The organism is Kluyvera cryocrescens NBRC 102467, assembly GCF_001571285.1.
Lineage (GTDB): Bacteria > Pseudomonadota > Gammaproteobacteria > Enterobacterales > Enterobacteriaceae > Kluyvera > Kluyvera cryocrescens.
Genome location: NZ_BCTM01000072.1, coordinates 1 through 3,575, shown reverse-complemented (window position 1 = coordinate 3,575; position 3,575 = coordinate 1). Strand labels below are relative to the sequence as shown.

The 3,575-nt window shown below is 46.0% G+C and carries 4 protein-coding genes; 2 read left to right on the top strand and 2 right to left on the bottom strand.

The genetic code is table 11. The features are described from left to right. Nucleotides 1-373 precede the first annotated feature (373 nt). Both KCR01S_RS23465 and KCR01S_RS23460 read left to right on the top strand, forming a co-directional pair. Nucleotides 374-565, top strand: coding sequence for a Rop family plasmid primer RNA-binding protein (locus KCR01S_RS23465; RefSeq protein ID WP_061285255.1), 192 nt, complete (start codon nucleotides 374-376; stop codon nucleotides 563-565). Further along, nucleotides 565-972 carry a helix-turn-helix transcriptional regulator gene (locus KCR01S_RS23460; RefSeq protein WP_035897801.1) on the top strand — a complete coding sequence of 136 codons (408 nt, stop codon included), beginning with the start codon at nucleotides 565-567 and terminating at the stop codon, nucleotides 970-972. Before KCR01S_RS23465 ends, KCR01S_RS23460 begins: the two co-directional genes overlap by 1 nt. A gap of 663 nt (nucleotides 973-1,635) precedes the next feature. Here KCR01S_RS23460 and KCR01S_RS23455 read toward each other — a convergent pair. After that, complete coding sequence (locus KCR01S_RS23455) at nucleotides 1,636-1,872, bottom strand: hypothetical protein (protein WP_035897803.1); 237 nt, start codon at nucleotides 1,870-1,872, stop codon at nucleotides 1,636-1,638. 298 nt (nucleotides 1,873-2,170) lie between these two features. Then, entirely contained in the window at nucleotides 2,171-2,881 is a 711-nt protein-coding gene (locus tag KCR01S_RS23450; protein WP_035897797.1) for a hypothetical protein, read from the bottom strand. Between the last annotated feature and the right edge of the window lie 694 nt (nucleotides 2,882-3,575).

Sequence of the window (3,575 nt, the reverse complement as noted above, 5' to 3'; positions counted from 1 at the left end):
TGGCGTGGAATGAGAGAACCGCGGCCATAACAGCGGAATGACACCGGTAAACCGAAAGGCAGGAACAGGAGAGCGCACGAGGGAGCCGCCAGGGGGAAACGCCTGGTATCTTTATAGTCCTGTCGGGTTTCGCCACCACTGATTTGAACGTCATATTTTGTGATGCTCGTCAGGGGGGCGAAGCCTATGAAAAAACGCCCGGAGGGGCGTGAGCTTATCGTCCTTGTCCTGTTTTTTGGTTACGCTTGTCGTCTATCTTACTTGTCACTTTGAAAGACCGGTCCGCTCGCCGCAGACAAGTGACCGAGCGTAGCGAGCGAACGGTCGAGGAAGCGGAAAAGAACCGGATATAACCTGGAGCACTGACGCAGTGATGACTAAACAACAGAAAACAGCACTGAATATGGCGAAATTCATTCAGGCGCAATCTCTGCTTTTACTCGAGAAGCTCAACGAACTGGATCTCGATATTGAGGCCGACTTGTGCGAAGCATTACATGAGGATGCGGAACACCTTTTTCGTAGCCTCACGACACGGATTGATGGTCTTCAGGAGAAGTACTAATGGCTCAGGTATCTATCAGTGAAGCAGCTCGTCTTACCGGGAAAAGTCGTACCACGCTGCACAGGTTGATTAAAGCAGGTGAGTTGTCCACCTGTCACGGCGAACGAAATGCAAAAATGTTAGATACATCAGAGTTATTGCGTGTATTTGGTGCTTTACGTGGTCTTCCTGATGAACAGGTTGTTGAACAGGTCACTGGACAGCGTGTTACAGCATCATTGTCTGAGAATGAACAGGTGGTCAGGGCGTTGAAACAGGAAGTTGAACACCTGAAATCGCTGGTTTCTGCTCAGAATTCTCATATCGATAGTCTGAAACAGGCGATGCAGCTCCTGGAGCATAAACAGAGCGCTTCTGACCCGCAGAAGGTTCCTGCAAAGCCATGGTGGCAGTTCTGGAAGGGCTGAATTTTCCTAAAAACGGGCCTTTTCAGTACGATTTTTTGCATGCAAAAAATCGGTTTACCCTGTCAGGGCTGCACCCCGACACCCGCCAGCGCCTCACCGCCACGCAATAAATTGCGTGCCCGTTCACCGCTTCTGTTTCCTGTCTGATCGATAAGTCTTCTGGTGGCTGAAAACGACCAGAAAATCGTGTCACACCTGACGCACTATACAGTACTGCTCCCAAAGCCTTGTCCTGCAAGGCTTTGCGGCGCTACACCCCCACTGTCTGAATTGTAGCGCGAATCAAAAAAAACAATCTTATCCCATTGTTTTATATGGAATAAAAAGTGTAGCGCTCACCGCTACACTTTTTATCTACGATCTCATTGTAATTTAATGTTTTATAAGTGTTTTTGTTGGTTTTTAGGGTGTAGCGCGGATACGGTTTTTGGGGATATTAGTGTGTTTCAGGCTTTCGGCTTTTTAAGCATGAATTCTGGATGCGATTCTGGCTATTTTTTCGCGGGGTGTCCTGTTCCTGACTCCGAAGGCGTTATCCCTTCGATGAATCGCGCCTGATCTTCTATCACATCGGGTCGCTCGACCAGGAAGTCGGGTGATGCTTTTTCCGTGCTGGTCAGCGAACCCCACCGGACTCGTTTTCCGGGCGCTCCTGCATGATATTCAGTGGTCATAGCCGTGGCCATAGATGTTCGCGTGAAGGGTATCGTGGGTGTACACGTTATCAATGTTGTTTATCGCCTTTTGCGGATCCAAATCCGGCGTTGCGTTCCACTCTGCCGAGTATTCCGCATCCAGAGCATCCGTGTCGTCATCTATCGTGACGCTGTTTACTTCGCGGACGAATTCACCCCAGATATAACGCATATCATCGAAAAATTCGGTGAGCCACTTTTTCATCTCGTGTCCTGGTTGCGCAATGTGTACATCAACGAGTGTAGCTACCGGGAGAAGATACACCGGAAATGGATAAAAATGTCTGATTGATGGCATTTTTCGTCCGTAACGTGGTGCCAGTCATTGGCATGCATAACGATTCATGCCCGTAAAACGCACCAGGGCGATTATGGGGCGTTTTCAGGAAGGAAGACAGGTAGTTTTGCGGCTTCGGCGGGAAAACCGCGTACAGCCCGGCTGAGCGGTGCGCGTAATGAGGCGTTATGGTAAATACTAGTAGTTGGATAAGGCGTTGGAAAGGTCAAAATGGCAGGTCTTTTTCTGAAATAGACAGCGACTTTGATTGCCTTCTGTAAGTTAAAGCGCTGATGCCTCCTTTTGTCATATAGAAATAGTACGAGTCGTGAAACAGCTCGAGTGGGTATTTTTCAACAGCCTTTTTTATTACTTTATCAAGTAAGCCGATATGCACCAGATATGTGATTGCTTTGTTTAGCTCAGGCAGCTTGCACCTCAGTTTTTCGCATATGGTCTTTTTTCTAGCCAGCGTATATTCGTTATAATTATCACGGGCGTAAAGAAGGTACATGTAAGTTTGTAGAGCCAGAAGTTCAAATGGGTATCGGTTGTGCATTGATTGAAATGCACTTATTTTTTGGTCTTCATCTACAACCCCTTTGAAGGGAAGTTTGCACCATCCATCATCATGGTCTTCGAGTACATCGACGGTATAAATCTTTTTCCGTACAGTCGGGGAAATGTTTTTGATCAGCCCTTTTGTATAAAGAATTTTGAGCCCCTCGTTAACTAACGATCGGCTTAATGATGCTATCTCACAAAGGTTGCTGAAGGTTAGTTCAACCGTTCTACGACCAGAGCTGGATTCTTTGCTGAATAGGCAGAATGTCAGATAAATTTTTAATGCTGCTATGGCCTTTGCTGTATCGAGATCGCTGAATTCAGCGATCTGATTTCCTATCCACAGAGATGGCATTTTTTTCCAGAACAGCATAATCACCCCAATCCCGAATGTTGAAAGATGAAATAGACCAATCCTAATATGGAGAGTGACAGCGAAAGGTTGGTTAACACAACCGCGACCTTCGCAAGCCTTTCTGCCAGACGAACGCTTTTCTCGAACATATTGCACCCTCGTGATAGCTTTTGTTGTCGCAATTATCTCAATAGCTGAAGGCGTTGTAACGCCTTCAGGAAAATCTATCTAGAAAGATAAAAAATTAGGTTTTTAATTATTTTATTGTTTTTTATAGATTTTTTGTTTCGTTTTGGTATTGGTGAATACTTAAATATGGTTCACCGTGAACCATAAATGATGGGGGCATTAGTTGAGTTGCTTTGGGGTTTTCATTAGCTCGGTATGAAGGGACAGTTCTGTATAGGACTCAAACCAAAAAGGATCTTCTTGAGATCCTTTTTTTCTACGAGTAATCTCTTGCCTGAAAACGAAAAAACCACCCGGCAAGGTGGTTTTTCGAAGGTTCATTAAACCGGCAAGTTTATGAACCGTGGTAACAGGGTGTACAAGACCGCTGCCACCAAATTTGTCCTTTCAGTTTAGCCGTAGTTGGGCTGAGAGTTCAAGAACTCTGCATCAGTAATATCTTGTACATCCTTTACCAGTGGCTGCTGCCAGTGGCGTTTTGTCGTGTCTTTCCGGGTTGGACTCAAGATGATAGTTACCGGAT

What these genes read in the sequence shown, in the direction of transcription:
- KCR01S_RS23465 (WP_061285255.1), top strand. Translation starts at nt 374, where the DNA reads ATGACTAAACAACAGAAAACAGCACTGAATATGGCGAAATTCATTCAG.
- KCR01S_RS23460 (WP_035897801.1), top strand. Translation starts at nt 565, where the DNA reads ATGGCTCAGGTATCTATCAGTGAAGCAGCTCGTCTTACCGGGAAAAGT.
- KCR01S_RS23455 (WP_035897803.1), bottom strand. Translation starts at nt 1,872, where the DNA reads ATGAAAAAGTGGCTCACCGAATTTTTCGATGATATGCGTTATATCTGG.
- KCR01S_RS23450 (WP_035897797.1), bottom strand. Translation starts at nt 2,881, where the DNA reads ATGCTGTTCTGGAAAAAAATGCCATCTCTGTGGATAGGAAATCAGATC.